25 protein-coding genes are annotated in these 26,488 nt (G+C 71.1%); 18 read left to right on the forward strand and 7 right to left on the reverse strand.

Going from position 1 to position 26,488, the window contains the following annotated elements; genetic code table 11:
• The first annotated feature begins 18 nt into the window (after positions 1-18).
• The 7 genes from recG (at position 19) to mutM (ending at position 6,378) form a co-directional block, all read left to right on the forward strand.
• Positions 19-2,205 (forward strand): ATP-dependent DNA helicase RecG, encoded by a 2,187-nt coding sequence (recG, locus tag ACTWPW_RS02895; RefSeq protein WP_443167871.1) that lies wholly within the window; start codon positions 19-21, stop codon positions 2,203-2,205.
• A 319-nt stretch (positions 2,206-2,524) separates the two neighbouring features.
• Positions 2,525-3,091, forward strand: a complete 567-nt coding sequence (gene rsmD, locus ACTWPW_RS02900) for a 16S rRNA (guanine(966)-N(2))-methyltransferase RsmD (protein WP_443167872.1) — start codon at positions 2,525-2,527, stop codon at positions 3,089-3,091.
• Positions 3,092-3,105: 14 nt separating this feature from the next.
• Positions 3,106-3,582 (forward strand): pantetheine-phosphate adenylyltransferase, encoded by a 477-nt coding sequence (gene coaD / locus ACTWPW_RS02905; protein ID WP_364117981.1) that lies wholly within the window; start codon positions 3,106-3,108, stop codon positions 3,580-3,582.
• 54 nt (positions 3,583-3,636) lie between these two features.
• Positions 3,637-4,206 (forward strand): YceD family protein, encoded by a 570-nt coding sequence (locus ACTWPW_RS02910; RefSeq protein WP_375111365.1) that lies wholly within the window; start codon positions 3,637-3,639, stop codon positions 4,204-4,206.
• A gap of 1 nt (position 4,207) precedes the next feature.
• Complete coding sequence (gene rpmF / locus ACTWPW_RS02915) at positions 4,208-4,387, forward strand: 50S ribosomal protein L32 (protein WP_033409409.1); 180 nt, start codon at positions 4,208-4,210, stop codon at positions 4,385-4,387.
• 212 nt (positions 4,388-4,599) lie between these two features.
• On the forward strand, positions 4,600-5,319 hold the full coding sequence (gene rnc, locus ACTWPW_RS02920; RefSeq protein WP_364118032.1) for a ribonuclease III: 720 nt from the start codon (positions 4,600-4,602) through the stop codon (positions 5,317-5,319).
• A 213-nt stretch (positions 5,320-5,532) separates the two neighbouring features.
• Positions 5,533-6,378, forward strand: coding sequence for a bifunctional DNA-formamidopyrimidine glycosylase/DNA-(apurinic or apyrimidinic site) lyase (mutM, locus tag ACTWPW_RS02925; protein ID WP_375111364.1), 846 nt, complete (start codon positions 5,533-5,535; stop codon positions 6,376-6,378).
• Here the strand turns inward: mutM and ACTWPW_RS02930 are convergent.
• Complete coding sequence (locus tag ACTWPW_RS02930; RefSeq protein ID WP_375111363.1) at positions 6,326-7,501, reverse strand: MFS transporter; 1,176 nt, start codon at positions 7,499-7,501, stop codon at positions 6,326-6,328. The genes mutM and ACTWPW_RS02930 overlap by 53 nt on opposite strands.
• A gap of 93 nt (positions 7,502-7,594) precedes the next feature.
• On the opposite strand from ACTWPW_RS02930, the gene ACTWPW_RS02935 reads away from it, so the two are divergent.
• The 6 genes from ACTWPW_RS02935 to ACTWPW_RS02960 all read left to right on the forward strand — a co-directional run bounded on the left by ACTWPW_RS02935 (position 7,595) and on the right by ACTWPW_RS02960 (position 16,237).
• Positions 7,595-8,497 (forward strand): LysR family transcriptional regulator, encoded by a 903-nt coding sequence (locus tag ACTWPW_RS02935; protein WP_443167873.1) that lies wholly within the window; start codon positions 7,595-7,597, stop codon positions 8,495-8,497.
• A 9-nt stretch (positions 8,498-8,506) separates the two neighbouring features.
• Positions 8,507-8,797, forward strand: coding sequence for an acylphosphatase (locus ACTWPW_RS02940; RefSeq protein WP_364117990.1), 291 nt, complete (start codon positions 8,507-8,509; stop codon positions 8,795-8,797).
• Between the two features lie 190 nt (positions 8,798-8,987).
• Complete coding sequence (locus ACTWPW_RS02945; RefSeq protein ID WP_090938435.1) at positions 8,988-9,182, forward strand: hypothetical protein; 195 nt, start codon at positions 8,988-8,990, stop codon at positions 9,180-9,182.
• A gap of 168 nt (positions 9,183-9,350) precedes the next feature.
• Positions 9,351-13,064 carry a chromosome segregation protein SMC gene (smc, locus tag ACTWPW_RS02950; RefSeq protein ID WP_443167874.1) on the forward strand — a complete coding sequence of 1,238 codons (3,714 nt, stop codon included), beginning with the start codon at positions 9,351-9,353 and terminating at the stop codon, positions 13,062-13,064.
• Between the two features lie 53 nt (positions 13,065-13,117).
• Entirely contained in the window at positions 13,118-14,293 is a 1,176-nt protein-coding gene (gene ftsY, locus ACTWPW_RS02955) for a signal recognition particle-docking protein FtsY (protein WP_375111360.1), read from the forward strand.
• Positions 14,294-14,560: 267 nt separating this feature from the next.
• A complete protein-coding gene (locus tag ACTWPW_RS02960) occupies positions 14,561-16,237 on the forward strand; it encodes a tetratricopeptide repeat protein (protein WP_443167875.1) in 1,677 nt (558 codons plus the stop codon).
• A 64-nt stretch (positions 16,238-16,301) separates the two neighbouring features.
• Here the strand turns inward: ACTWPW_RS02960 and ACTWPW_RS02965 are convergent, their stop codons facing one another.
• Genes ACTWPW_RS02965 through ACTWPW_RS02975 form a run of 3 tightly spaced genes read right to left on the reverse strand, consistent with a single transcriptional unit; the run spans position 16,302 to position 19,167 of the window.
• Positions 16,302-17,093: an ABC transporter ATP-binding protein gene (locus tag ACTWPW_RS02965; protein WP_443167876.1), complete on the reverse strand. Its 792-nt coding sequence runs from the start codon at positions 17,091-17,093 to the stop codon at positions 16,302-16,304.
• A complete protein-coding gene (locus tag ACTWPW_RS02970; protein ID WP_443167877.1) occupies positions 17,090-18,133 on the reverse strand; it encodes a FecCD family ABC transporter permease in 1,044 nt (347 codons plus the stop codon). The genes ACTWPW_RS02965 and ACTWPW_RS02970 overlap by 4 nt, the downstream gene beginning before the upstream one ends.
• Entirely contained in the window at positions 18,133-19,167 is a 1,035-nt protein-coding gene (locus tag ACTWPW_RS02975) for a FecCD family ABC transporter permease (protein ID WP_443167878.1), read from the reverse strand. Before ACTWPW_RS02975 ends, ACTWPW_RS02970 begins: the two co-directional genes overlap by 1 nt.
• 101 nt (positions 19,168-19,268) lie before the next feature.
• Here ACTWPW_RS02975 and ACTWPW_RS02980 point away from each other — a divergent pair, with 101 nt between their 5' ends.
• On the forward strand, positions 19,269-20,246 hold the full coding sequence (locus ACTWPW_RS02980; protein WP_375111355.1) for an ABC transporter substrate-binding protein: 978 nt from the start codon (positions 19,269-19,271) through the stop codon (positions 20,244-20,246).
• On the opposite strand, the gene ACTWPW_RS02985 is transcribed toward ACTWPW_RS02980, so the two are convergent.
• Complete coding sequence (locus tag ACTWPW_RS02985) at positions 20,243-21,316, reverse strand: PLP-dependent cysteine synthase family protein (protein ID WP_375111354.1); 1,074 nt, start codon at positions 21,314-21,316, stop codon at positions 20,243-20,245. The genes ACTWPW_RS02980 and ACTWPW_RS02985 overlap by 4 nt on opposite strands.
• A 248-nt stretch (positions 21,317-21,564) precedes the next feature.
• Here ACTWPW_RS02985 and ACTWPW_RS02990 point away from each other — a divergent pair, with 248 nt between their 5' ends.
• Positions 21,565-22,149, forward strand: a complete 585-nt coding sequence (locus ACTWPW_RS02990; RefSeq protein ID WP_364118007.1) for a sigma-70 family RNA polymerase sigma factor — start codon at positions 21,565-21,567, stop codon at positions 22,147-22,149.
• Here ACTWPW_RS02990 and ACTWPW_RS02995 read toward each other — a convergent pair.
• Complete coding sequence (locus ACTWPW_RS02995) at positions 22,146-23,054, reverse strand: anti-sigma factor RsbA family regulatory protein (RefSeq protein ID WP_375111353.1); 909 nt, start codon at positions 23,052-23,054, stop codon at positions 22,146-22,148. The two genes, ACTWPW_RS02990 and ACTWPW_RS02995, sit on opposite strands and share 4 nt — an antisense overlap.
• Before the next feature lie 334 nt (positions 23,055-23,388).
• On the opposite strand from ACTWPW_RS02995, the gene ACTWPW_RS03000 reads away from it, so the two are divergent.
• Genes ACTWPW_RS03000 through ACTWPW_RS03010 form a run of 3 tightly spaced genes read left to right on the forward strand, consistent with a single transcriptional unit; the run spans position 23,389 to position 25,212 of the window.
• Positions 23,389-23,694 carry a hypothetical protein gene (locus ACTWPW_RS03000; RefSeq protein ID WP_375111352.1) on the forward strand — a complete coding sequence of 102 codons (306 nt, stop codon included), beginning with the start codon at positions 23,389-23,391 and terminating at the stop codon, positions 23,692-23,694.
• Positions 23,695-23,724: 30 nt separating this feature from the next.
• Positions 23,725-24,519 carry a polysaccharide deacetylase family protein gene (locus ACTWPW_RS03005; RefSeq protein ID WP_375111351.1) on the forward strand — a complete coding sequence of 265 codons (795 nt, stop codon included), beginning with the start codon at positions 23,725-23,727 and terminating at the stop codon, positions 24,517-24,519.
• A gap of 42 nt (positions 24,520-24,561) precedes the next feature.
• A complete protein-coding gene (locus ACTWPW_RS03010; protein WP_443167879.1) occupies positions 24,562-25,212 on the forward strand; it encodes a DUF2461 domain-containing protein in 651 nt (216 codons plus the stop codon).
• 61 nt (positions 25,213-25,273) lie between these two features.
• Here the strand turns inward: ACTWPW_RS03010 and ACTWPW_RS03015 are convergent, their stop codons facing one another.
• Positions 25,274-26,473, reverse strand: coding sequence for a hypothetical protein (locus ACTWPW_RS03015; protein WP_443167880.1), 1,200 nt, complete (start codon positions 26,471-26,473; stop codon positions 25,274-25,276).
• Positions 26,474-26,488: the final 15 nt, after the last annotated feature.

Below are 26,488 nucleotides of genomic sequence, written 5' to 3' on the forward strand. Positions count from 1 at the left end.
GCGGTAGAACTTATTGCCGTGAGCCGTTTCGACGAGCCTCTGACGAAGGCGCTCGACCCGAAGACCGCCAAGCTGCTGCACAGCGTGCTCGACCTGGAGACGGTCGGCGACCTGCTGCGCCACTACCCGCGGCGCTACGCCGAGCGCGGCGAGCTGACCTCGCTGGACGCGCTGGAGGTCGACGAGCACGTCACCGTGGTCGGCGAGGTCACCAGGCTCATGCGCAAGCCCATGCGCAACCGCGGCGGCACCTGGCTGGAGGTCGAGGTCGTCGACGGCAACCGCAACAAGATCTACCTGTCGTTCTTCGGCAAGGGCTCCCACGTGGCCGAGTCGCGGCTCAAGCCGGGGCGGCGCGGGATGTTCGCCGGGAAGGTGGGGCTGTTCGGGTCGCGCACCAGCCCGCGCTGGCAGCTCGCGCACCCGGAGTTCGAGCTGTTCGAGGAGAGCGAGGCGAGCGCGGAGGAGTTCGCGTCGGCGCCGGTGCCGATCTACCCGGCGGGCAAGGACCTGACGCCGTGGGCGATCAGGCGCGCGGTCGGCGTCGTGCTCGACACGCTCGGGCCCCTGGACGATCCGCTGCCCGCGGACCTGCGGGCCCGCCACGGGCTGCAGGACCTGGGCGAGGCGCTGGTGGCCATCCACCGGCCGAAGGAGTTCGCGGAGGTGGGGCGGGCGCGTCGGCGGCTGAAGTTCGACGAGGCGTTCGTGCTGCAGGCCGTGCTGCTCCAGCGCCGCCAGGCCGCCACCGCCTGGCCCGCCAAGGCCCGTCCCCGGCGCTCCGACGGGATGCTGGCCGACTTCGACACGCGCCTGCCGTTCTCGCTGACCGAGGGGCAGGCGCAGGTGGGCGAGGAGATCGCCGCAGACCTGGCTCTCGAGCACCCGATGCACCGGCTGCTGCAGGGCGAGGTCGGCGCGGGCAAGACGGTGGTGGCGCTGCGCGCGATGCTCCAGGTGGTCGACGCCGGGGGGCAGGCGGCGCTGCTGGCGCCCACGGAGGTGCTGGCCCAGCAGCACCACCGCTCGATCACGAACATGCTGGGCGACCTGGCCCAGGGAGGCATGTTCGGGGGCACGGCGGTCACGCTGCTGACCGGCTCGATGGGCGCCGCGGCCCGCCGCTCGGCCCTGCTCGACGCGGCCTCGGGCACCGCGGGCATCGTCGTCGGCACGCACGCGCTGCTGCAGGAGCACGTGCAGTTCGCCGACCTGGGGCTGGTCGTGGTGGACGAGCAGCACCGGTTCGGGGTGGAGCAGCGGGACGCGCTGCGCGAGAAGGCGGGCGGGGGCCGGCCGCACGTCCTGGTCATGACCGCCACCCCGATCCCGCGCACGGTCGCCATGACGGTGTTCGGCGACCTGGAGGTCTCGACGCTGTCCCAGCTCCCGTCGGGCCGCGCGCCCATCACCACCCACGTCGTCCCGGCCGCCGAGAAGCCTCACTACCTGGAGCGCACCTGGCAGCGGGTCAGGGAGGAGGTGGCGCTGGGCCGGCAGGCGTACATCGTGTGTCCCCGCATCGGCGACCTGGAGGGTGACGAGGGCGACCTGGCGGCGGCCTCGGAGACGACGGCGGGCGAGGAGCGCAGGCCGCCGCTGGCCGTCCTCGACGTGGCCGACCTGCTGACCCAGGGCCCCTTCCACGACCTGCGGGTGGGCACGCTGCACGGCAAGCTCCCGCCGGAGGAGAAGGACGCGATCATGCGCTCGTTCACGCGGGGCGAGCTCGACGTCCTGGTGGCCACGACGGTCATCGAGGTCGGCGTGGACGTCCCCAACTCCTCCGTGATGATCATCATGGACGCCGACCGCTTCGGGGTCTCCCAGCTCCACCAGCTCCGCGGCCGCGTGGGCCGCGGCGGCCTGCCCGGCCTCTGCCTCCTGGTCTCCGACTTCCCCGAGGGCACCCCGGCCCGGGCCCGCCTCGACGCGGTGGCCGCCACGCTGGACGGGTTCGAGCTGTCGCGGGTGGACCTGGAGCAGCGGCGCGAGGGCGACGTGCTGGGGGCGGCGCAGTCGGGCAAGCGGTCGTCGTTGAAGCTGCTGCAGCTCCTCCGCGACGAGGACGTGATCGCCACGGCCCGGGACGAGGCGGCGGAGCTCCTGGCCGAGGACCCGGAGCTGACCGGGAACGCGGGACTGCGGGCGGAGATCGACCGGCTGCTGGAGGACGAGCGGGCGGAATACCTGGAGAAGACCTGACGGGCGCGGCGGAGCGCCGGGACCTCGCGGCGGGTGCGGGGCCGGTCAAGGTGGGCTCGCCAAAGAAAAATGGGCCCCAGCCGCGGGGACGGCCTCCCCCCGAATGCCGTCCCCGGCTGGGCCCACCCTCGGGTCAGGTGCCGAGGGAACCGGCGTGCGGAAGGGCTCACGATCACGCCGGTCGGCCTTCATGTGGGTCACCTTGAAGGCCGCAGACTCATCATGCGGGCCCACCGGCCCGATGTGAATCACCCTTGCGTAGTCGAGGCAGACACTTGTCCACTCTTGACCTGCGCGAACATGCGGAACAATGGGTCACATGACGCGGATCATCGCAGGCACGGCGGGTGGGCGGCGGTTGGCCGTGCCACCTGGGCGCGGCACGAGACCTACCAGCGACAGGGCGCGAGAAGGCATCTTCTTGACGCTCGACTCACTGTACGGACTCCACGAGACCCGCGTCCTCGACCTGTACGCCGGCTCGGGCGCGATCGGCCTGGAGGCGCTGTCTCGCGGGGCGGCCGAGGCCGTGCTGGTCGAGTCCGACCCCAAGGCGGTCCGCACGATCAAGGCCAACGTCCAGTCGCTCGCCCTCGAAGGCGCCCGCGTGGTGGCCGACAAGGTCGAGCGGATGCTCGGGAAGGCGCCCGACGCGCCGTACGACATCGTTTTCGCCGATCCGCCCTACGCCGTGTCCGACGACGAGGTCCAGAGGGCGCTTGAGCTGCTGCGGGACAACGGGTGGCTGGTTGATGGGGGCTTGGTGGCATTCGAGAGGGAAACCAGGGGAAAGCCGCTGATATGGCCTGAAGGGTACGTTGAGGAGAGGGTCCGTCGATATGGCGAAGCGTCCGTTTGGTACGGTCGCGCCGCCGGGAACCCGTAGACCTGGGAGGCGTCTTGCGCCGCGTAGTCTGCCCGGGGTCGTTCGACCCCATCACCAATGGCCACCTCGACATCATCGGCCGATCAGCACGGCTGTACGACGAGGTGACCGTGGCAGTCCTCATCAACGTCGAGAAGAGCAGCTTGTTCACGGTGGACGAACGGATCGAGATCCTGCAGACCGTGACCAAGGAATTTCCGAACGTCAAGGTCCGGAAGTTCCACGGCCTGCTGGTCGATTTCTGCAGGCAGAACGGCATCCCCGCCATCGTCAAGGGCATCAGGGTGGTCAGCGACTTCGACTACGAGCTGCAGATGGCGCAGCTCAACTACCGCCTGTCCGGGGTGGAGACGCTGTTCATGCCCACGAACCCCGAATACTCGTTCCTCTCCTCCTCCCGGGTGAAAGAGATCGCCCGATACGGTGGGGACGTCTCGGGCCTCGTGCCCGATCTCGTCCACAAGCTGCTCATCGAGCGGCTCAGGGGCTGAGCGCGACCTGCTATCCTTTCATTTCGGCCTTGTAAGACGGCGATCGTTTTCGCCATGCCTAGCGAGAGCAGGATGACTCAGCACCTCGACCCCCGCTCCCCTTGGGTGATCTCGACCCACGACCTGGGAAAGCGGCCGGGGACGATGCGGCAGATGACCCTGACCCTCCCGGCACCGGCGGATCTCGGCGTCGACATGATCGGTGTCCCCAAGGATGCCGAAGTCGAGCTGGATCTCCGGCTCGAAGCAGTGATGGAAGGCGTGCTCGTGTCAGGCACGGCGCAGGCCCCGCTCGCCGGGGAGTGCGCGCGGTGTCTCGACCCGGTCACCTCGGAGATCGAGGTCGACCTGCAGGAGCTGTTCTTCTACTCCGACGAGGACGCCTCGGAGGAGGACTCACTGCTCGACGGTGAGCTGCTCGACCTCGAGCCGACGTTCCGCGACGCGGTGGTGCTGGCACTGCCGCTGAGTCCCGTGTGCCGCGAGGAATGCGCGGGGCTCTGCACGGAATGCGGGGTCAAGCTGGCCGAGGCCGGCGAAGCCCACCGGCACGAGAAGATCGACGCCCGCTGGGCGTCGTTGCAGGGTCTGATTTCCGACAAAGATAACGATCAGGAGAAGTGACGTGGCCGTCCCGAAGCGAAAGATGTCGCGGAGCAACACCCGCGCCCGTCGCTCCCAGTGGAAGACGACTGCTGTCGCCCTGGTGAGCTGCCCGCAGTGCCGTTCGCCCAAGCAGCCGCACATCGCGTGCCCCACCTGCGGCACCTACAACCGTCGTCAGGTCATCGAGCCGTCCGCCTGATCCGCCAGTTGACGTGATGCCGACCGGGTGCCAAAGTGCCTCGGTCGGCGTTACCGTCTCAGATGCGTGCGGCGGCGGTTCGCCCGCGGTCGTGGTGGACGCCGGGGCTACGCGTTACCCCGACGCCCACCACGTTTTCGGGCATCATTCGCAGCCGACGCGCCATGTGAAGATGTCCGAGGAGGAAGCACGTGGGCGCAGGTCCTAAGCCGGTGGCCGTCGAGGTCGCCAGAGACGAGTTGGAGCGGGTCCTGTCGGTCGGCCTGGACTCCGACATCCTCGAGCGGGCGCTGACGCACCGCTCCTACGCGTACGAGAACGGTGGCCTGCCCACCAACGAGCGCCTGGAGTTCCTGGGCGACTCGGTGCTGGGCCTGGTGGTCACCGACACCCTCTACCGCAACCACCCCGACCTGCCCGAGGGCCAGCTGGCGAAGCTGCGCGCCGCGGTGGTCAACATGCGCGCGCTGGCCGACGTGGCCAGAGACCTGGGCCTGGGCCGGTTCCTGCGGCTGGGCAGGGGCGAGGAGGGCACCGGCGGGCGCGACAAGTCCTCCATCCTGGCCGACACCCTCGAGGCGCTGATCGGCGCGATCTACGTCGACAAGGGCCTCGACGAGGCGTTCCGGGTGGTGCACGTGCTGTTCGACCCGCTGATCGTGCGCTCCGCCTCGCTCGGCGCCGGGCTCGACTGGAAGACCTCGCTGCAGGAGCTGACCGCCTCCGAGGCGCTCGGCGTGCCCGAATACCACGTCGAGGAGAGCGGGCCCGACCACGCCAAGTCGTTCACGGCGATGGTGCGGGTCGGCGGCGAGTCCTACGGCTCCGGCACCGGCCGCAGCAAGAAAGAGGCCGAGCAGCAGGCGGCCGAGGCGGCGTGGACCCGCATCCGGGCCCGCCGGGAGCAGCGCGAGAGCCAGCCGGCGGGCTGAACGCCCGTCCGGAGACTCTGCGCGATCCCTTCGGCCGGACAGCCGGCGAAGCCGCGGAGACAGCGGTCCGGAAGTGTCCGTCAAGGGCCTTCCGGGCGGTCACGGAGGCACCGCCCGGGACGCGCGATCCCGGAAGCGGGAAGGGCCCGCGGAACGTTGTCCAAAAGGTGAGATCTAGGTTCCCCCAGAGTTCTTCAGAGGGCGAGGTCCGAAGTGCCTGAGCTGCCTGAGGTCGAGGTCGTCAGGCGCGGCCTCGCGCAATGGGTGGTCGGGCGCGAGATCGCCGTCGCGGAGGTGCTGCACCCCCGCGCCATCAGGCGTCACGTGCCCGGTCCCGAGGAGTTCGCCGCGCGGCTGAAGGGCCGCGCGGTGCTGTCCGCGGAGCGCCGCGGCAAATACCTGTGGCTCCCCCTGTCCGGCGGCGAGGACGCGCTCATGGCCCACCTGGGGATGAGCGGCCAGCTCCTGGTCGTGGACTCCGACTCGCCGCTGGAGAAACACCTGCGGGTACGCCTGCGCTTCGAGGACGGCGGCCCCGACCTGCGCTTCATCGACCAGCGCACGTTCGGCCATATCATGCTCAGCCCCCTGGTGAACGGCGTGCCGGAGCCGATCGCGCACATCGCGCCCGACCCGTTCGAGGCGGTGTTCGACGAGGCCGAGTTCACCCGCAAACTCAGGGCGAAGCGCACCGAGATCAAGCGGGCACTGCTCGACCAGTCTCTGATCAGCGGCGTCGGCAACATCTACGCCGACGAGGCCCTGTGGATCGCCAGGCTGCACTGGGCCCGGCCCACCGAGACGCTCACCCGGCCCAAGGTGGCCGAGCTGCTCGCCGCCGTACGCACGGTCATGGCGGCGGCGCTGGAGCAGGGGGGCACGTCGTTCGACAGCCTGTACGTCAACGTCAACGGCGAGAGCGGTTACTTCGAGCGCTCGCTGGAGGCGTACGGCCGCCGCGACCTGCCCTGCTCCCGCTGCGGCACGGCCATCATGCGCGAGGCGTTCATGAACCGGTCGTCCTACTCCTGCCCCAGATGCCAGCGACGGCCGCGCTGAGCACCGCGAGCCCGGCACCCGTCCACATGACGGCGGAGATCGACACGCCGTCCACGATCCGGCCCCCGGCGAACGCGCCCAGCGCGATGGAGACGTTGAAGGCGCCGACGAAGAGCGCGGTGCCGAGCTCGCCCCCGCCCGCCCGCATGATCCACAGTTGCAGGGTCACGCCGACGCCGCCGTAGCCCAGCCCCCACACCACGAGCGCGGCCAGGGGCGGCAGGCCGGTCAGCGCGAGGGCGGCCGTGGCCAGCGCCATGAGCGTGGCCAGCACGATCAGCGTGGCCCGGGGGCTCCTGGCCGCCCGCGCCCCGGCGGCGAAGTTGCCCGCCACGCCCGCGGCGCCATACAGGAGGAGCGCCGTGCCGACGAGGGCGGGGCCGGCGTGCGAGACCTGCTCCAGGAACGGGCGTACGTAGGTGTAGGCCGCGAAGTGGCCGGAGACGGTCAGGGTGGTCAGGACGAGGACGACCTTGAGCGGCCCTGAGAGCCACGAGAAGCGCTTTTCCGGCGCGGGGGACAATTCGGGCCCGGACGGCGGCCTCAACGGCGGCAGCGTGGCCGCCAGCAGCGCCAGCAGGGCGAGCGCCAGCACCCCCGTGGCCGCGAACGCGCTGCGCCACCCCGCGAACGACGACACGAACGTCGCCGCCGGCACCCCCAGCACCGACGCCACCGACACCCCGGCCAGGATGATCGACGTGGCCCGCCCCACGGACCGCCCGGGCACCAGCCGCGTCCCGATCCCGGCCGCGAAGGCCCAGAACCCGCCGATGCTCACCCCCGTCAGCACCCTGGCGGCCAGCATGACGGGGTGGTTCGGCGCGAGCGCGGCGGCCAGGTTGGCCACCGCCAGCAGCGCCATCAGCCCCAGCAGGAGGGCGCGCCGGTCGAGCCGGCGCGCGGTGACCGCCAGCGCGGGCGCGGAGACGGCGGCCACCAGCCCGGGGGCCGACATGGACAGCCCGGCCGTGCCCGCCGACACCCCGAGGTCCGAGGCGATCGAGGTCAGCAGGCCGACCGGCAGCATCTCGCTGGTCACAACGGTGAAGGTGCCCACCGCGACCGAGGTCACGGCGAGCCAGCGCGCCCGTAGAGGGCTGGAAACGTCAGTCATGGTCATGCGGCCCAGCCTCTTGCCGGTCCCCGCGCGGGAACAATGGCGAAGGCCGAAGGCTTGGTTTAGGTGAGCTAAGCGATCGAGCCGGAGGCGGGGATGGAGTTCAGGGAGCTGGAGTGCTTCATCGTGCTCAGCGAGGAGCTGCACTTCGCGCGTACGGCCGAGCGCCTCTACCTGTCGCCCGGCCGCGTGAGTCAGCTCATGCGCTCCCTGGAGACCAGGATCGGCGGGCGGCTCTTCGACCGGACGAGCAGGCGGGTGCGGCTCACCCCGCTCGGCGAGCGTTTCCTGGCCGACCTGCGCCCCTCCTACGACGGTCTGGCGGGCGCCGTGAGCCGGGCCAAGGCCGCCGCCCGCGAGGTCACAGGGGTGCTCAGGGTCGGGTTCCTGGCCACGCCGACGGACGTCGTCACGGGCAGCGTACGCGCGTTCGAGCGCCGCAACCCCGGCTGCGCGGTCGAGCTGGTGGAGATCCCGCTCTCCGACCCCTTCAGCAGGCTGCGGACGGGGCAGGTGGACATCGCGTTCACGCTCCTGCCGGTGGACGAGCCCGACCTGGCGACGGGCGGGGGCCTGAACCACGTCTCCCACCGGCTCGGCCTGTCCGTCCGCCATCCCCTGGCCGGCCGGGCGGGCATCGGGGTGGAGGAGCTGGCCTCCGTACCCCTGATCGGGCTGGACGGCCCGGCGCCGCGCTCGTGGCAGGAGCGGATCGCACCCTCCGTGACCCCTTCAGGACGCCCGATCCCGCTGGCCGGCAGGGTGGCCACCACTCAGGAGGGGCTGACCCAGGTGGCGCTGAACAGGGGTGGCATGCTGTTCTGCACGCCCACGGCGGCCCAGCACAGCCGGCCCGACATCAGCTTCGTGCCCGTCACCGGGTTGCCCGCGTCGATCTTCGGGCTGGCCTGGGTCAAGGGCCGGGAGACGGCCGCCGTCCGGGCGTTCAACGAGGCGGCCGTCGGGCAGGCGGCCACGGTCGAGGCCCTGGTGGCGTGAGGAGACGAGATGCCGGAGAGCGACGGGGAGAGTGCCCGGCTGACCGCCTGGGTGCGGGGCCGGGTCCAGGGGGTCGGCTTCCGCTGGTGGACCCGGGCGCGGGCGCTGGAGCTCGGCCTGACCGGGTGGGCCCGCAACACCACCGACGGCCGCGTCGAGGTGGTCGCGGAGGGGCCCCGTGAGTCGTGCGTCAAGCTGCTGGAGCTGCTCAGAGGTTGCGACACGCCGGGCAGGGTGGATGGAGTAGTGGAACGCTGGAGCGAACCACGAGGTAGTTTGGCCGGTTTTGTAGAGAGGTAGCCGCTTTCGTTAAACCGCCCAAATAGGGTATAGTTGTATGTCGGGAGTGCCCATCAGTAGGGCGCAGCGGTTCGTTCGACTTGACCGCCCACACTGCCGGTGCGACTCTTGTTAGGTACCACGCGCACCCCTCCCGCGGAATAGAAGTGCGCGAACCAGTCTGGTCACTCAGCGTGGAGGACCCTTTACCATGGCGAAGGCTCTACTCGGCCACGTCGGCGGTCCTGACCCTCGAATGGTCTCGGAGATGCGCCGCCTGCAGCAGCGTATCCGGGATCTGGAGGCAGAACTCATCCGACTTCAGGCCACCAATGACGCTCTTGCGGCGCAAACCCGCGACGAGGCGCTAAGCCGCATGCAAGAGCGCGAGCCGGCACTCACCTGAGAGTGATCGGAGCGCAAGACCCAGGGACGTCTCTGAGAGGCGTCCCTTGTTATTTGCCCTGAAAACGGAAATTCCTGGTCAAGCGTGGTCGCGACTGTAGATGCCCACGTGGGGCAGTGATGACCAGTAGGCTTTTCCGAAGTCCGTTCAGGGAGAAGGGGGTCGCGCTTGTATTTGAAGACCCTCACCCTGCGCGGCTTCAAGTCCTTCGCCTCCGCGACCGCCCTGCGGTTCGAACCGGGCATCACCTGTGTGGTGGGTCCCAACGGCTCCGGCAAGTCCAATGTCGTCGACGCCCTGGCCTGGGTCATGGGCGAGCACAGCGCCAAGTCGCTGCGCGGCGGCAAGATGGAGGACGTGATCTTCGCCGGCACCTCCTCCCGGCCGCCGCTCGGCCGCGCCGAGGTGACGCTGACCATCGACAACTCCGACGGCGCGCTGCCGATCGACTACACCGAGGTCACGATCAGCCGGCTGATGTTCAGGTCGGGGCAGAGCGAATACGCGATCAACGGCGACACCTGCCGCCTGCTCGACATCCAGGAGCTGCTGTCCGACTCGGGCATCGGCCGAGAGATGCACGTGATCGTCGGGCAGGGTCAGCTCGACGCCGTCCTGCACGCGGGCCCCGAGGACCGGCGGGCCTTCATCGAAGAGGCCGCGGGCGTCCTCAAGCACCGCAAGCGCAAGGAAAAGGCGCTGCGCAAGCTCGACGCCATGCAGGCCAACCTGACCCGGGTCCAAGACCTCGCCACCGAGCTGCGCCGCCAGCTCAAACCGCTGGGCCGCCAGGCGGAGATCGCCCGCAAGGCCGCCGTCATCCAGGCCGACCTGCGTGACGCCCGCCTGCGCCTGCTGGCCGACGACGTGTGCATCCTGCGCGCCACGCTGGAGCGCGAGGCGGCCGACGAGGCCGCGATCACGGCCAGGCGACACCAGGTCGAGACCGAGCTGGCGGAGGGGCAGCAGCGCGAGGCGGCGCTGGAGGCCGCCGAGGCCGAGACCCAGCCGCGGCTGGCGGCCGCCCAGGAGACCTACTTCAGGCTCTCGTCCCTGCGCGAGCGCATCACCGGCCTGGAGCAGCTCGCCTCGGAGCGCCACCGGCACGCTCTCGACGCCGCCGCCATCGAGCGCCGCGGCCGCGATCCCGAGGACCTCGAACGCGAGGCGGCCGAGGTGCGCGAGCGGGAGCTGATCCTCAAGGCCGAGCTGGAGCAGGCGGAGGAGCTGCTGGAGGAGGCCGTCCAGCGGCGGGCCGAGGCCGAGGCCGGGCTGAGCGCCGAGGAGCAGCGGCTCGCGCTGGCCGCCAGGGCCGCCGCCGACCGCCGCGAGGGCCTGGCCAAGCTGCGCGGCCAGGTCGATTCCGTACGCAGCCGGGCCCGGGCCGCCGAGGAGGAGATCGGGCGGCTCCAGCAGGCCGTGGCCGGCGCGGCCGAGCGCGAGCGGCGGGCCAGGGAGGACCTGGAGGCCCAGCGGCTGGAGGAGCCGGCCGTCGATCCGGCGCTGACCGAGGAGCTGGCCACCGCGCAGGCCGTGGTCGAGGAGGCCAGGGCGGCGGCCGACGAGGCGCGGGCGGCCTTGGAGGAGGCCAAGTCCGGCCTCGACGCGCCGCGCGCCGCGTTGCAGGCCGCCAAGGCGGGCGTGGGCACCGCCCGCGCCACCGACCAGGAGACGCAGCGCTCGGTGGCGGCCCTGGCCGCCCGCCGTGACGCGCTGGAGCTGGGGCTGGCCAAGGGCGACGGCGGGGCGGCGCTGCTGGAGGCCGACCTGGGCGGGGTGCTGGGGCCGCTGGCGGCCTCGATGCAGGTGACGCCCGGGGCCGAGCCCGCGGTGGCGGCCGTGCTGGGGCCCGTCGCCGAGGCGATCGCGGTCAAGACCCTCGACACCGCCGTGGAGGCCCTGGAGCTGCTCCGCACCCAGGGCTCGGGCCAGGCCACCCTCCTGGTGGCGCTCGGCGGCGGCACGGACGGTGAAGGAGGCGCGGCGGCTCCCGGCCGGGGGCAGAGCACGCGCGCGGCGGCTCCCGGCGGTGGCCGGTGGGCGGCCGACCTGGTGACGGTGCCCGACCACCTGCGTCCTGCCCTGGAGCACGTGCTGGCCGACGTCGTGGTGGTGGACGACCTGGAGACGGCCCGCACCGTCGTCGACCGCCACCCCCGGCTGCGTGCCGTCACGACGCAGGGCGACCTGGTGGGCGCCCACGTGACCACCGGCGGGTCCGAGGGCGGCACCTCCGTGCTCCAGGTGCGGGCGGCGCTCGACCAGGCCGTCAGGGACCTGGAGGAGGCCGAGGCCAGGGCCGAGGAGAGCGCCACGGCGCTGGACGAGGCGATCGCCGGCGAGCAGGCCGCGCAGACCGCCCTGGAGGCCGCCCAGGCCCACGTCAGCGAGGCACAGACGGCCGTCACCACCGCCCAGGCCGGCGTGAGCGCCGCCCAGGGCGCGCTCGACCAGGTCAGGGGCCGCCAGCGGGAGGCCGACCAGCGCAACGCGGCGGCGGCCAAGCGGCTGGCCCAGATCGAGGCCGCCGCCAACGCGGCCCGCGACGAGGCCGAGCGCCTGGCCGCGAGCGTGGCGAGGGCGGAGGAGGGGCGCGCCGAGCGGCTGGAGGAGCTGGCCGAGCTGGAGATCCGCCTGGCCGAGGCCGAATACGCCCAGGAGCTGGAGTCCGAGCCCACCACCGACCTGCGCGACGATCTGGCGAGCGCCTGCGAGGCCGCCAGGCAGCGCGAGATGGACACTCGGCTGCAGGTCCGCACCGCCGAGGAGCGCGTCAAGGGCATCGAGGGCCGCGCCGACGGCCTGCTGCGGGCCGCCAGGCGCGAGCGCGAGGAACGCGCCCAGGCGGCCGCTCAGCGCGCCAGGCGCAGGCGGCAGGCCGCCGTGGCGGAGGCCGTCAGCAAGGGCGCCAAGCAGGTGCTCGGGGCGCTCTCGGCGTCCGTCCAGCTGGCCTCCAGGGAGCGCGACGAGGCCGACCTGGCCAGGGTGGCCGTCGACGCCGAGCTCAAGCAGGTCCGCCTACGGGTGCGCGAGCTGGGCCAGGAGCTGGACAAGCTGGTCAACCGGGTGCACGGCAACGAGGTCGCCCGCACCGAGCAGCGGCTGCGGCTAGAGCAGATGGAGCAGCGGGCGCTGGAGGAGTTCGGCGTGGAGTCCGAGGCCCTCATCGCCGAATACGGCCCGGAGGCCCCGGTGCCGGGCGAGCCGCCCGTCCCGTACGTGCGCGAGGAGCAGGAGAAGCGGGCCAGGGCCGCCGAGCGGCAGATGAACCAGCTGGGCAAGGTCAACCCGCTGGCGCTGGAGGAGTTCGCGGCGCTGGAGGAGCGGCACACGTTCCTCAACTCGCAGCTGGAGGACCTCAAGAAGACCAGGCGCGACCTGCTGACCGTGGTCAAGGAGGTCGACGACCGGGTGGAGCAGATGTTCACCTCGGCCTACGAGGACGTGGCCAGGGAGTTCGAGCAGATCTTCACCAGGGTCTTCCCGGGCGGCGAGGGGCGGCTGGTGCTCACCGAGCCCTCCGACATGCTGACCACCGGCATCGAGGTCGAGGCCAGGCCGCCGGGCAAGAAGGTCAAGCGGCTGTCGCTGCTGTCGGGCGGGGAGCGCTCGCTGACGGCGGTGGCGTTCCTGATCTCGATCTTCAAGGCGCGGCCGTCGCCGTTCTACGTGATGGACGAGGTCGAGGCCGCGCTCGACGACACCAACACGCAGCGGCTGCTGAGGCTGTTCGAGGAGCTGCGGCAGAGCTCGCAGCTCATCGTGATCACCCACAACAAGCGCACGATGGAGATCGCCGACGCGCTCTACGGCGTGTCGATGCGCGGTGACGGCGTGACGCAGGTGGTCAGCCAGCGGCTCCGGGAGCGCGAGTCCGCCTGATCGGTGTGGCCTTGGGCATGAGCATGCCGGTCGATCTGGAAAACTGACATCTTGTGGATGGTTACCTCGGCGTCATCGTGATCGTGGCCGTCGTCGCCCTGTTGGCGGCCGGCGGTCTCTTCCTGCTGTTCAGGCCGGGGCGCAAGGCACCCCCGCCGGTCAAGCCGCCAGAGGCCCCCGTGCTTCCCGAGGAGGGGAAGCGGCCCGCGGGAGCGGGCGAGGAGGCCGAGGGCGCGACCACCACGCTCCCTCCGCCGGTCAAGCCCGCCGAGCCGATGGTCGTCGAGCCCGAGATCGAGGTCCCGCCGCCGTCCGCGGGCCGGATGGTCCGGCTGCGCTCGCGGCTGGCCCGCTCGCAGAGCGCGCTCGGGCGCGGGCTGCTGGAGCTGCTGTCCCGCGACCGTCTCGACGACGAGGTGTGGGACGAGATCGAGGAGAGCCTGATCACCGCCGACGTGGGCGTCGCGCCGACCCGCATGATGGTCGAGGAGCTGCGCACCAAGGTCAAGGTGCTGGGCAGCCGCACCCACCAGGAGGTTCGCGCCCTGCTGAAGGAGCAGCTCCTCGCGCAGGTCAACCCCGACCTCGACCGCACGCTGCACGTGCAGAAGCACGGCGAGCGGCCGGCGGTCGTCCTCGTCGTGGGCGTCAACGGCACCGGCAAGACCACCACCACCGGCAAGCTCGCCCGCTCGCTCATCGGCGACGGCAAGAAGGTCGTGCTGGGCGCGGCCGACACCTTCCGCGCCGCCGCCGCCGACCAGCTCCAGACCTGGGGCGAGCGGGTCGGTGCCGACACCGTGCGCGGGCCCGAGGGCGGCGACCCGGCCTCCGTGGCGTTCGACGCGGTCGCCAGGGGCATCGAGGAGAAGGTCGACGCCGTCATCGTCGACACCGCCGGCCGCCTGCACACCAAGACCGGCCTCATGGACGAGCTGGGCAAGGTCAAGCGGGTCATCGAGAAGAAGGCCACGGTCGACGAGGTGCTGCTGGTCCTCGACGCCACCACTGGCCAGAACGGCCTGCGCCAGGCCCAGGTGTTCGCCGAGGTGGTCAACATCACCGGCATCGCGCTGACCAAGCTCGACGGCACCGCCAAGGGCGGCATCGTGATCTCGGTGCAGCGGGAGCTGGGGGTGCCCGTCAAGCTGGTGGGGCTGGGTGAGGGGCCGGATGACCTGGCGCCCTTCGACCCCGAGGTGTTCGTGGACGCGATCCTGGGCGAGTAGTTCCGGTTGCGCCGTAATTACCGTTGAATTAGCCCTTACCAGATAAATGTTGATCGGCGACTTTTCAATGTGTTGACATGTATCGGTCATCAATGATCGTTCGGTCCCGCATGTACGTGAAAGGCCGCCCATGAAGAAGATCGTCGTTCACCGGCCAGGAACCGTGAAGCCGGCCGCAGCCGCGGCGCCTAGGCACAACGCCTGAACCGCCAAGGGCCGGCGTCCCCCGCGGGGCGCCGGCCGCCGCACCACGGAAGAGCAGCCCGCGTGGACACGATCATTCTTGACGCGGACCGCCGCATCGGCGGCCCCTACACGCTGGGTGCGGCACTGCTCACCCACGTGGTCCCCCCTGCGCTGGAGCGCAGGCCCGACCTGGTCGCCGCACACGACATCGAGATCCGGGCCGCCGCGCCGGGCCTGCGCGACATCGTGCCCGCCCGCCGCCGGTCGCTGGCCGACGACCTGCCCCGGGAGCAGCGCGTGCTCGTGCCGGGCGCCCGCCGCAGCCTGCGGATCGCCAACGGGCTGGCCGAGTTCGTCCACGACCACCTGGCCCGCACCGGCCCCCTCACGCTGACCGTCTCGAACCTCGGCGAGGCCGACCACACCGACGTCGAGCTGGTGACCGTACTGCGCCGCCGGATCGACCCCGACCTCCTGACGATCGAGGAAGGGCCCTCGGCCCCCGGCACGGGATCCCTGCCGGCCGACTTCGACCGTTACCGCGACGAGGGCTTCCACCACGCCATGGACGAGTCGGGGCTGGAGGCGCTGCGCGGGCTGGCGTACGAGGACGGGCCGGAGCGGTGGCAGCACCTGCTGCAGCGGGTCGCCGCGTCCCTGGAGGCGATCGAGCGCGAGGACGAGGCCCGCGAGCTCTACGACCGGGCCAGGCGCGTGAGCACCGATCCCAAGCACCGCGCCACCGCCGCGTACGCCACCGCGATGATCCTCGTGCGCCACCACGACCACGCCCGCCGCGACCCCGAGCAGGCCCTGGCCTGGATCAACGAGGCCATCACGATCACGTCCCTGCTGCCCGACCCCCGCGAGCGGGCCTTCCACCTCGGGTTCGACCTCAACGGCAAGGCCCTGGTCGAGGTGCGCCGGGGCCGCCACGACGCGGCCATGGACCTCGTACGGCAGGCCATCGAGCTGGCCGAGACCCACCTGCCCGACGAGCACCCGATCCACCGGCTGGTCCTGTACGCCAACAGGGGCCAGCTCCTGGCCCTGGCCGGGCGGCGGGAGGCGGCGCTGGCCGACTACACGCGGGCCATCGAGGCCGACCCCGGCTACCCCGACTACTACCTCGACCGGGGCAACCTGCTGCACGAGCTGGGCCGGTCGGAGGAGGCGCTGGCCGACTACGAGGCGGTCATGCGGCTCAGCCCGCCCTTCCCCGAGGCGTACTACAACCGCTCCGAGCTCCGCTACGCCGCCGGCGACCTGCCGGGCGCCCGCGCCGACCTGGACCACACGCTGGAGCTGGACCCGGAGTTCGCGCCCGCGTACGTCAACCGCTGCGGCCTGCACGTGGCCGCCGGCGACTACGTGCGGGCCCGGCGGGACGTGGAGCGTGGCCTGGCCCTCGCCCCCCGCGACGCCCACCTGCTGTGCGTGCTCGGGCAGGTGGAGCTGGCCGAGGGGTTCTACCCGGAGTCGCGGGTGGCCTTCGACCAGTCCCTGGAGCTCGATCCTGAGCTGGTGGCGGCCTGGGCGGGGCGGGCGGAGCTGGCCTTCGAGCGCGGTGACAACGAGGCGGCGCTGGGCGACCTGTCGCGGGCGCTGAAGCTGGAGGAGACCGCCGAGCTGCTGTTCAACCGGTCCCTGGTGTACCGGGCGGCGGGTCTGGTCCGGCAGGCCCGCCAGGACCTGCTCAGGGCCGCGGAGCTGGCCCCCGAGGACGAGGACGTCGCCCATGCCCTGTCCGAGGAATGAGCCGAGGAATGAGCCCAGGGATGCCCGGCCGGGCGCGCGGGGCCCGGCGGCTCTCGCCGAGCGGTCAGGTGCGAGGGGAGAGCGGGCCGATGGGGACGACCAGGGGAGTGCCGGCCACCGGATCGGCGATGATCTTGGCGTCCAGCTCGAACACCTCGCGCAGCAGCTCCTCGGTCAGCACCTCGTGCGGGGTGCCGGAGGCGATCACCCGGCCGGCGCGCATGGCCACGAGGCGGTCGGCGTAGCGGGCGGCCAGGTTGAGGTCGTGCAGGACCATGACGACCGTGCGGCCGGCCTCCTGGTGCAGGTGCCGGACGAGCTCCAGCACCTCCACCTGGTGAGCCAGGTCGAGGAACGTGGTCGGCTCGTCGAGCAGCAGCAGGTCCGTGCCCTGGGCCAGGGCCATGGAGATCCACGCCCGCTGCCGCTGCCCGCCCGACAGCTCCTCCAGCGGCCGCTCCGCCAGGTCGGCCAGGCCGGTCATGTCCAGCGCCGCGGCGACCGCGCCCTCGTCGTCGGAGGACCACTGCCGGTACCAGGTCTGGTGCGGATGCCGCCCCCTGGCCACCAGGTCGGCCACGGTCAGCCCCTCGGGGGCGGTGGGCGCCTGGGGGAGCACGCCGAGGATCTTGGCCACCTCGCGGGTGGGGATCTTGTCGATGCGCTTGCCGTCCAGCAGCACCTCGCCGCCCTGCGGCTTGAGCAGCCGGCCGAGGGCGCGCAGCAGCGTGGACTTGCCGCAGCCGTTCGGGCCGATGATGGTGGTCACGGTGCCCGCCTCGATGCCGAGGTCGAGTCCGTCCACGATGACGCGATCGCCATACCCGAGCTTGACGCCGGCGGCCTGCAGTCTCACTTTCGCGACCTCCAGATCAGATGGATCAGGTACGGGGCGCCCAGGACGGCCGTGACGATGCCGACGGGCAGTTCGAGCGGGGAGAACGCGGTCCTGGCGATCAGGTCGGCCGCCGTGGTGAGCACGCCGCCGATGACCGCCGAGCACAGCAGCGGCGGCTGGGCCGAGCGGGCCAGCCGCAGCGCGATCTGCGGCGAGGCCAGGGCCACGAACGCGATCGGGCCCGCCGACGCGGTCGCCACGGCGGCCAGCAGCACGGCGGCCAGGATCATCAGGGCGCGCGCCAGGTTGACCCGCACGCCGAGCGCGGTGACCGTGTCGTCGCCGAAGCGCAGGGCGTCGAGGGAGCGGGTGCCGAGCAGGGTGAGCGGCACCAGGACGATCAGGGCCAGCGCCGTGGGCGTCACGTGCTCCCAGCCGCGGCCGTTGAGCGAGCCGCTGATCCAGACCATGGCGCGGCTGGTGTCGTTCACGTCGCCGATGGTCAGGAGCCAGAACTTGACGTTCGTGAACACGGCGGCCACGCCGATGCCGACCAGCACCAGGCGGTAGCCGTCCAGGCCGCGCCGCCAGGCCAGGCCGTACACGACGGCCGCGCCGAGCAGGCCGCCGAGCAGGGCGAGCGCGGGGATGCCGAGAGTGGCCAGCAGGCCGCTGGCGCCGCCGAACACGCTGCCGGTGGCCACGACGCCGGCCACCACCGTGACCGAGGCGCCGGTGGTGACGCCGAGGATCTCGGGGCTGGCCAGGGGATTGCGCACGATCGACTGGATGATCGCGCCCGACAGGGCCAGCGCGGCGCCGACCAGGGCGCCGGTGAGGGCGCGCGGCAGGCGCAGCTCCATGATGACGAAGTGGGCGGCGCTGTTGACGTCGAACGTGCCGGCGACCACCTCCGGCAGCGTCATCTCGATGTCGCCGATGCGCATGTTCAGAGCCATGAGCAGGACGAGCAGGACGAGGCCGGTTGACGAGATGGCGACGCCGCGGATCCGTACCTGCCAGGACAGGCCGCCGACGCGAAGGGGGAGAGTGGTCATCACAGTCGTACGGGCTTCCTGCGGCGTACCAGGGCGACGAAGAAGGGGGCGCCCAGCAGCGCGAGCACCACGCCCACCTCCAGCTCGCCGGGCGGGGCGACCACGCGGCCGATCACGTCGGCGATCAGCAGCAGCGCCGCGCCGACCAGCCCCGAGTACGGCAGCAGCCACCGATGGTCGGTGCCCGACAGCGGGCGGGCCAGGTGCGGCACGATCAGCCCCACGAACGCCAGCGAGCCGCAGGCCGCGACGGACGCGCCCGACAGCAGCGTGACGGCGGCGACGCCGACGGTCCGGGTCAGGGGGATGTTCTGGCCGAGGCTCCTGGCCACGTCCTCGCCCAGGGAGAGCGCGTTGAGCCCGGGGGCGTTCACCATCGCGAGCACCAGCCCGACCAGGATGAACGGCAGCACCTGCCACACCACGTCGGCGCCCCTGGCCGCGATCGAGCCCGCCTGCCAGAACCGGAACACGTCCATCGCCTGCTCGTCCAGCAGCACGATGGCCGAGGTCAGCGCGTACAGGAAGGCGCTCACCGCGGTCCCGGCCAGCGCCAGCGTGACCGGGGTGGGCCCGCCCCGGCCGCCCACCATCCCCAGCGCGAACACCGCCACGCTGGCCACCAGCGCGCCCGCCAGCCCGAACCAGATGTAGGCGAGCAGGCTGGAGGCGCCGAGCAGGACGATCGAGGCCACCATCGCGAACGCCGCCCCCTGCGTGACGCCGAGCAGGCCGGGGTCGGCGAGCGGGTTGCGCGTGTGGCCCTGCATGAGCGCGCCGGCCACGCCGAGCGCGACCCCGGCGAGCACTCCTAGGACGGTCCTGGGGACGCGGAGCGAGCGGATGACGATGTCGTTCTCGGTGCCGGTCGGGTCCGTGAGGGCGTGCCAGGCGTCGGCGAGCGGGACGGACTTGGAGCCGATGGTGATGCTCAGCACCACCGCGACCGCCACGGCGGCGAAAAGGACCAGCAGGACGGTGAGCCGGCGGTGCCGGATGCCATGAAGACGCGGGGCGATGGCGGTTGCGCTCACCCGTGTCCTCCTCATCGTTTGCCCGATCCTGGTGAAGTATGCCAGCTTAGGCAGGGCTAACCTAATTTAGGTTTGCCTTACTTTTTCGGGAAAGGGATCTGATGAGACCGTTGCGCACGCTGGTCGGGGCGCTCCTCGTGATGGGACTGGCCGCCTGCGGCTCGGCGGAGCCGGCGGGCGAGGCCGCCCCTTCCGCGAGCGCGGCCCCCTTCAGGACCGTCAAGCACGCGATGGGCGAGACGGTCATCCCGGCGCAGCCCAAGCGGGTGGTGGCGCTCGACCAGAGCTTCGTCGACGCGGTGCTGACGCTTGAGACGCCGGTGGTGGGCTACACCACGTACCGGTCGATCGACACCAAGCTGCCCGACTACCTCGGGACGGTCGCCCAGCAGTACGGCAAGGAAGCGACCCCGGTCGGCACGCTGGAGCAGCCGAGCCTGGAGAAGATCATGGCGCTCAAGCCTGACCTGATCGTCTCGGCGAAGGTCCGGCACGAGGCCCTGTACGACAAGCTCACGAAGATCGCGCCGACCGTCTTCAGCGAGACCACCGGGGCCATCTGGAAGGAGAACCTCCGCCTCATGGGCCAGGCCCTGGGCAAGGAGGAGCTGGCCGACACGAGGATCAAGGCGTTCGAGGAGCGGGCGGGCAAGATCGGTACGGCGATCAAGGAGAAGGACGGCGAGCTGCCGACGATCTCCATCGTGCGCTTCGCGGGTGAGCCGACGACCCGGCTGTACGTGGAGAACTCCTACTCGGGGGTGGTCATGAAGGACGTCGGCTTCCCGCGTCCCGAGGGCCAGCCGACCAAGCAGGACGCCATCGCGGTCGACGTGAGCCAGGAGCGCATCGCGGACCTGGACGCCGACCACATCTTCGTCGCGACCTACCCGGACCCCGCGTCCGAGGGGCCCAAGGAGAAGTTCGTCGGCAACCCGCTGTGGGGCACGCTCAAGGGCGAGAAGCACGAGGTCAGCGACCTGACGTGGATGAGCGCGGTGGGCATCCAGGGCGCGCACGCGATCCTGGACGACGTGGCCGGGCTGTTCGGCGTCGACCCGGCCACGCCGGCCTCCTAACCCGTCAGGAACGCGCGCAGCTCCGCCAGGTGGGGCTCGATGTCCAGGCCGTTGGCGGCCAGCCAGCCAGGGTCGCCGTAGGTGCCCTTGTAGCGGTCGCCGCGGTCGCACACCAGGGTCACGATGCTGCCCGGCTCGCCCGCCGCGCGCATCTCCGAGATGAGGTCCACGCAGGCCGCCATGTTCGTGCCCGTCGAGCCCCCGACGTCCAGGCCGGTCACCTCGCGCGTCCAGTGCATGGCCGCGATCGAGCGGGCGTCCGGCACGGCGATCATGCGGTCGATGACCATGGGCTGGAACGAGGGCTCCACGCGGGGGCGGCCGATGCCCTCGATGCGCGAGCCCGGGGCGGTGACGGAGGTGTCGCCCGCCGTCCAGCTCGGGTAGAAGGCCGAGCCCTCCGGGTCGACGACGGCCAGGCGCGTGGGGTGGCGGCGGTAGCGGATGTAGCGGCCGATCGTGGAGGAGGTGCCCCCGGTTCCGGCCCCGACCACGATCCAGGCCGGCTCCGGGTGGGGCTCCAAGGACATCTGGGAATAGATGGATTCGGCGATGTTGTTGTTGCCGCGCCAGTCGGTGGCCCGCTCCGCGTAGGTGAACTGGTCCATGAAATGGCCGCCGGTCTCGGCGGCCAGGCGGTGAGATTCGTCATAGATCGCACCGGGATCGTCGACCAGGTGACACTTCCCGCCGTAGAACTCGATGAGGTGGATCTTCTCCGGCGACGTGGACGCGGGCATCACCGCGATGAAGGGCAGGCCGAGCAGACGGGCGAAATACGCCTCGCTGACGGCGGTGGATCCGCTCGACGCCTCCACCACGGTCGTGGCCGGGCCGATCCAGCCGTTGGCCAGGCCGTACAGGAATAGGGACCGGGCAAGTCGGTGTTTCAGTGAACCTGTTGGGTGCACTGACTCGTCTTTCAGGTAGAGGTTTACTCCCCAGTGCGAGGGAAGCGGAAAGACGTGCAGATGTGTGTCGCAACTACGGTTGGCGTCGGCCTCGACCTTGCGTATGGCCTCAGCCACCCAGCGGCGTGTGCCCGTGTCGTGACGGTCCACGAAACTCATCCTCATACGCTATCCCATGTGACCCTCGCCACTATTACTGCAATATTGGGTGGGTAGTGTTATGATACTGAGACTTGTCCGGCCGTGGACGTGACCACGCACGCCGCGAGCAGATGGACGGAAGCCCCTTCTGGCCAAGACGGAACCTCCCTAACGCGTCCCTTACCTGGGTCTTGCGATGATGGAACCGCCGTCAGGCGGCTTGTGCCGAAACGGGGGATAGCGCAAGGGGGAATGAATTGATCACTATGACCGATGAGCAGCGTCAGGACTGGTTCGAGCGCGATGTCGTGCCCGTGACGTCGCAGCTGTTCGCCTCCGCCATGCGCCTGACCCGTAACACCGCCGACGCGGAGGACCTGGTTCAGGAGACGGTGGCCAAGGCGTACACCTCGTACCACCAGTTCCGTGAGGGGACCAACCTCAAGGCGTGGCTGCACCGGATCCTGACCAACAACTTCATCAACGACTATCGGAAGAAGCAGCGCTCGCCCAAGTTGTCCGCCGCCGAGGACATCGAGGACTGGCAGCTGCACGCCGCGGAGTCGCACAGCTCGACCGGCCTTCGATCGGCCGAGACCGAGGCGCTCGACCGGCTGCCCGACAGCGTCGTGATGAACGCCCTGCGCTCCCTTCCGGAGGACTTCCGCGTCGCCGTCTACCTGGCCGACGTCGAGGGGTTCGCCTACAAGGAGATCGCCGACCGCATGGGCACTCCCATCGGCACCGTGATGTCGCGGCTGCACCGTGGTCGCCGCCAGCTCCGGGTGATGCTGGAGGAGTACGCCCGCGAGGAGGGCGCCGTCCGCCTCCCCGCCCAGCGTGCCGCCTAGGCCCCCATGTCGAGATGAAGGCGGACGCGTAACACGCCGCCTTCCGTGCGCAGCTCCACGAGGTCGCAGAGCTGCCTGCTGATCCAGAGCCCGTATCCCCGTGGGGACTCGGGCTCCGGTGGTATATAGCCGGGTAAGGGGTCGTCCAGCGCGCCCCCGGGGTCGGCGATCTCGCAGATCAGCTCGCCGCCGTCCACCCACATCGCGATCGTGCCGTAGCCGGCCCCGTGCTCGACGCTGTTGGCGGCGATCTCGGACACGCTGATCACCAGCGAGGTGATGAGGTTGCGGTCCATCCCGGCGGCCCTGGCGTAGTCGCCGACGCTCTGGCGTAACCGCTTCAGCTCGCGGGCGGTGAAGCGGATCGTCTCGGCATCCCTCCCCGGCGCGGGGAGCGGGGCGTGGTCGTCGCTCAGCACCAGCTCGTGGGGCTCGACGAAGCGGGTGCTCGTCACCTCGCCGTCCGTGCCGAGCAGCACGGGGTGGTTGACCGGCCCGAACTCCAGCACGCTCTCGGGCACGTTCCTGACGTCGTACAGGCACAGCATGATCGTGGCCGCCGCGCGGAGCGCGGCGTTGATCACGGAGTCGCAGCGGATGAGCTCCCTGACGCCCCGCTCGCTCCTGTCCGCCCAGCCGGGCTCGCCGATCACGAGGGTGCGGCGGCCGCGGGTGTACTCGTGGTAGGCGGCCAGCATCCGGTACGGGTGGTCGTACCAGGAGGTGGGGGCGCGGCTGTCGATGCGCCCGGCGTCGCGGCCCAGGGCGCCGGTCAGCAGGGCCAGCTTGGCGGGGCGGGTGATCACCAGCACCTGCCTGCCCTCGTCCAGCGCGGAACGCACGCGCGGCACGGTCAGGTCGAGAAAGGACTCATCCGAGTCGTACGGCACCGCGACGTGCTTCAACGACTCACCATCGGAACGTGCCCGGTCAGGGCGCACGGGCGAAACGTAGCAAGGCTGGAGATGCTGTGCAACGGCTATGAGCGCCACCGTGGTGAGCGCGCACGCCACGCCGGCCACCTGGACGGTCCGCGGCCGCTCCCCGGAGCATCCGCCCGCCCGGCGGGCTCTTCACCGCCGATCGCACGACGAATAAGCCGGAACGCCCACGGGATCACCCGGCGGAGTTTCATGATTACTCCATGTCTTGGACGGCTGATGCCCGTTGCTGGGTACATCCCTTGTATGCGGTGACCGCGCTGTGCGCGCACGGTGAGACGTCGGCAGGGGGTGGCGTGTGAGTGAGGCCAGAGCGGCGACGGAGAAGCTCCAGGTGGAGCTCCATGGTCTGGGCGTCACCACCGCCTACGAGGTGGGCGACGACGAGACCGTCTCGGTATGGATCGGGCTGGTCGTCCGCTATAGGGACGGGTTTTACCGGTGGCAGGAAGGACCGGTGAAACGTCGGCATCTGGGTACGGATCCGGTCGGATGTGCCATGCGCGTGGCGCGCCGCTACCAGGAATTGCAGACGGATATCCCAATCTGGTGGGACGACCTGGCCAGGGAGCTGCGGGGGGCACCGGTCCAGGATTATCCGTAGGCCCCCGCATGCGGTGTTTCGGGGGGAAGCATGCGTGTGTGGGCCTTGCCGCTGGCCCTGCTCGCCCTGGTGAGCTGTGTCACCCAGTCGGTGTCGCATCGCCAGCAGCAGTCCAAGGCGCCGGTCGTCCCGTTCAGGCCGATCGTCATCGATCCTGCCGCCCTGGCCAAACGGCTGGTGTCGATGCAGTCCGGCTGGCCGCGCAGCCGCAAGTTCGACTGCGGGCGGCTCAAATGCGTGGCCCTGACCTTCGACGACGGCCCGGGAGAGCACACCGGCCGGCTGCTCGACCTGCTGCGCAGCCGGGACGTCCGGGCCACGTTCTTCGTCATCGGGCAGATGGTGGCGGCCGACAAGGGCGGGCACACCGTCCGGCGCATCGTGGACGACGGGCACGAGATCGGCAACCACTCCTGGAGCCATCCGCCGCTCGCCGAGGTGCCGCACGACGAGCTCAAACGGCAGCTCAAGCACACCGAGGACATCGTGCGGCGGCTCACGGGGGTGCGGATGCGGGTGATGCGGCCGCCGTACGGGTCGACCGACGCCCAGGTCGAGGCCGAGACGCGGCGGGAGGGTCTGGCCCAGATCCTGTGGAACGTCGACACCCTCGACTGGCGGGACCGGGTCTCCTCGACCGTGGCCAAGCGGGCGGGGGAGGCCAAGCCCGGCTCGATCATCCTCCTGCACGACATCCACCGCACCACCGTGGACGCCGTGCCCAAGATGCTCGACACGCTCGGCAAGAAGGGCTACACGTTCGTCACGGTGTCGGAGTTGTACGGCAAGACGCCCGCGCCGGGCCGCACGTACACCGAGCGGTGATCCGCCTCACGGGTTGTCGGTGCGGCGTGGCACCCTGGTGACATGGGTTTCACCGGCTTCCCCGACGAGGCGTTCCTCTTCTACGAGGGGCTTGAGGCGGACAATTCGAAGACCTACTTCGCCCGGCACAAGCAGCTCTACGAGGACGCCGTGCGGGCGCCCATGCTGGCGCTCACCGACGAGCTGGCCGCGGAGTTCGGGGCCGCCCAGCTCTTCCGGCCCTACCGGGACGTGCGCTTCTCCAAGGACAAGTCACCGTACAAAACGCACCAGGGTGCCTTCGTGGACCTGATGCCCGCGATCGGGCTCTACGTGGAGATCAGCGCGGCGGGGTTGTTCACGGCGGGCGGCGTCTACTCGACCGCCTCCGACCAGCTGGCCCGCTACCGGGCGGCCGTGGACGAGGACCTGTCGGGCAAGCCGCTGGAGGCGATCGCGAGCACGCTGGTGGCCGAGGGATACGAGCTGGGCGGGGAGCGGCTCAAGACGCGGCCGAGGGGGTTCGAGGAGGACCATCCGCGGATCGAGCTGCTGCGGCACAAGTCGCTCTATGCCGGGATGCGGTTCGAGCCGGAGGAGTGGGTGCACACGGCGCAGGTGCGGGAGCACGTGGAGCGCACGTGGCGGGCCTGCGGGCCGCTGGTGGAGTGGTTGTGCACCCACGTGCGGGGCAGCGAGCTGCCCCGCCGCTGAGGGCCGGGCCGCTGAGAGCCGGGCCGTCGAGAGCCGGGCCGTTGAGCGCCGGGCACGGCCGTCAGCGTTGCTGGAGGGTGGTGATCTGGTCGCCCTTCAGGATGCGGTCCACCGTCTGCCCGGCCGCCGAGGAGGCCGCCGTGGTGCCCGCCGCCAGCACCAGGGCCAGCGTCGGCGCCGCCAGGCTCCGCACGCTGCGCAGGTTGCGCACGCGCGCCCACGGCTCCCCGGCCAGGTGCATCAGGCGCCACTCCCAGAAGAGGCCGAGCCCGATGCACACCATCATCACCTGCCCCACCACGATGCCCACCACCTGCGCCTTGTCGACCGCCCCGATGTCCGGCTCCGCCAGCGTCGACAGATAGCCCGACAGCTCGGTCAGCAGGGCCGCGGCCGTCAGGTGCAGGGCCTTGGTCATCGGCTGGGTGCCGCGGACACGGGGATAGAAATAGCCGAACAGGAACCCGAAGGCGGGCAGCGTGATCAGGTAGCGCCCGTCGAAGACGAAGCTGGTCAGGTCCACGCCCTCCGGCCAGCCGTACACCAGGGCGAACGGCAGGCTCAGCAGCAGGCTGACGGTGAAGGCGTGCACGCCGTTGTGCCAGGGCGTGCACCCGGCGGCCGTGGCGAAGGCCGTCTCGGGGTGCCCGCCGTGCCGGTTCATCGCCCCCTCCAGGGCGTTGCGCTGCTGCTCGAAGTCGGCCATCGTCAGCTCGCCGGCGCCGATCCTGCCCCGCCCGATCCGGTAGAGCTCCTGCTCGGAGACGAGCAGCAGCCGCTTGTGCAGGGCGGCCCTGACGAGCCTGCGGTGCTCCTCCTGGTCGCCGGGCTCGACGACGGTCAGGCGCGGGCCGGTGAGCAGCCAGCGGGCCGTCGCCCAGGCGACCAGCGAGGTGATGGCCAGCAGGGGCAGCGGCACGTCGATGTCGGCCAGGGTCGTGCTGCCGCCGGGCGTGATGTACAGCACCATCAGCACCGCGATCATGGTGGACTCGGCCACCGGGCTGTCGATCGTGGACAGGTGCCCGCCGAGCCGGCGCAGCCGCAGCACCAGCATCACGAACCCGAGCAGCAACAGCCCCAGCACCCCGCGCACGATCGGGGTGAGGGTGAGGCTGCCGATCGCGGGCTCCGGCCGCAGGTTCGCCAGGCTCCACGACCCGGAGTCCAGCCACTCGGTCGGCCACCCCTGGACGAGCAGGCTGATGAGCACCGCGCCCACGACGGCCTGCCGCTTCCACTGCTTGGTCGCCACCGCCATCGCGGAGATCGATCA

Origin of the sequence: Nonomuraea sp. KM90 (assembly GCF_052246675.1) — a bacterium.
Classification (GTDB): Bacteria; Actinomycetota; Actinomycetes; order Streptosporangiales; family Streptosporangiaceae; genus Nonomuraea.